The 1,572-nt window shown below is 48.6% G+C and carries 2 protein-coding genes and 1 tRNA gene; 1 reads left to right on the top strand and 2 read right to left on the bottom strand.

Annotation, left to right across the window (positions count from 1 at the left end):
- The first annotated feature begins 460 nt into the window (after window positions 1-460).
- On the top strand, window positions 461-697 hold the full coding sequence (locus D6694_14330) for a hypothetical protein (GenBank protein ID RMH35916.1): 237 nt from the start codon (window positions 461-463) through the stop codon (window positions 695-697).
- A gap of 195 nt (window positions 698-892) precedes the next feature.
- On the opposite strand, the gene D6694_14325 is transcribed toward D6694_14330, so the two are convergent.
- Together D6694_14325 and D6694_14320 are read right to left on the bottom strand one after the other, a co-directional pair.
- Window positions 893-969: transfer RNA gene (locus tag D6694_14325), tRNA-Arg, on the bottom strand.
- A gap of 275 nt (window positions 970-1,244) precedes the next feature.
- Window positions 1,245-1,572: hypothetical protein (locus D6694_14320; protein ID RMH35915.1), on the bottom strand; the 328-nt coding region annotated here is incomplete at its 5' end.

The following is a 1,572-nucleotide window of genomic DNA, read 5'->3' as shown; positions in this document are numbered from 1 at the left end:
TGCGTCCAAAGCATGCACCTGACAGCTGCTTTCGAGAGCTGGGTGACTTGCAGATATGGACTTGCCGGGCTTTGCATTGCCAGCAAATTCATCCAGGGCATTGCGCATGGATGCACCTGGAGCCTTGAAACCGGCAAAAAATGCCGCTGCATTATCGACGGCCCTTTCATGGGTTTATCTATGATACTCCTTGTATGGGCACATTGTGAGTTGACCTCCTCTTTGTAATTTTTAATCTGTGTTCTATGTGTTCTAAATATTCCATCACTAAGTCTTTTTTCTTTATAGCATTATCGATGTGCCTTGTAAACCATTATAGCTCAATCTGAAATTCGCAAGCATATAGTCCGCAAAAGAATATTTTTCCGAAGTTCGGATTTACCCTCTTTAGGCGGGGGATGGATTAACATAACATACTATTTTATATGGATAATTATGACATAGAGGATGGTTGGTGCTGATGCAAACGAGATGGCGACAAGGAAAACAAATGAGAAGAACATGTTCATTGAACTCTGTTAAGGAAACAGATTGTAAATATCAAAAGCCCTGGCTTCTGGTTTTGGAACGGTTAGAACCAGCACCCGAAGGATTGTTTGTTCGACAAGGTGAGCTGAACTATGAAGACAGTATCGCTGGCTGTCCCATCAGCAGAGTCTGGCCCAGACTTCCAACCGTGATGTCCAAGATGTTTTAAGGTGTCAGTACGCATTAAGCAATCCCCGAAAGGATGCGCAGTGGGCGGCCGGAAAATTCGTCCGTCCTCCTGCTTAGAGTTGCATTGAAAATTATGCTGATGGCTTGGTCACAATTGTGACCATTTGTGACCAAATTTCTGGATTCTCGGTGGACTTTCCGAATCTATATAACCTACTGATTTATAAATGGAAAATGGTGCGCGGTACAGGATTCGAACCTGTGACCTCAAGCTTCGGAGGCTTGCGCTCTATCCAACTGAGCTAACCGCGCAAAATTTGTGACCACGCGTAATCTATTGACTACAGAGGAGAAATCAAAACCCGTGGGCACGATTTGGTCACAATTTGGTCACGCCGAAAAATGACCTAAAACCCTTCATCCTCTAAGCCCTTGTTTCTCAAGCCTCTTTTCTGGTCACAAGTGCTTATGTGTCCAAATGACCGCAGTCTTCGGAGGCTTGCGCTCTATCCAACTGAGCTAACCGCGCAAATTGATTTCGGGATGCTTGCTGCCATGGACGCAGTTCGCCCGCAGCGTCGCGCAAGCTACCATTGCGCGCTTGAAAATCCAGACGGCTTTTGCCGGAGCGTTGAGCCGTCATGCGTGAATGCATGCTTGGCCAGGCGCTCAAGCACCATCAAGGTGCGCACGGTCAGTGCCATGGCCTGCCTGTACTGCCGCTGAAGAAAGGCCATGCACACATCCGTCTTGCCCTTGCCGCACGGTGGCGTGCCGGGGGAGAAGACATGCCGTCCATAGGGCGCAAACCCTAGTTTTGTGCCGCGCCCTTGTTGTTCAGGATCGCGCAGATGCCAGAAAGCCTGCGCTAGGCTGTCGCCGTTCGGTAGACGAATCTTCTGGATGGCCTGGCGT

It is taken from the genome of Gammaproteobacteria bacterium (assembly GCA_003696665.1).
In the GTDB taxonomy this organism is placed as follows: domain Bacteria; phylum Pseudomonadota; class Gammaproteobacteria; order Enterobacterales.
This window is presented reverse-complemented; position numbering and strand designations above follow the sequence as displayed.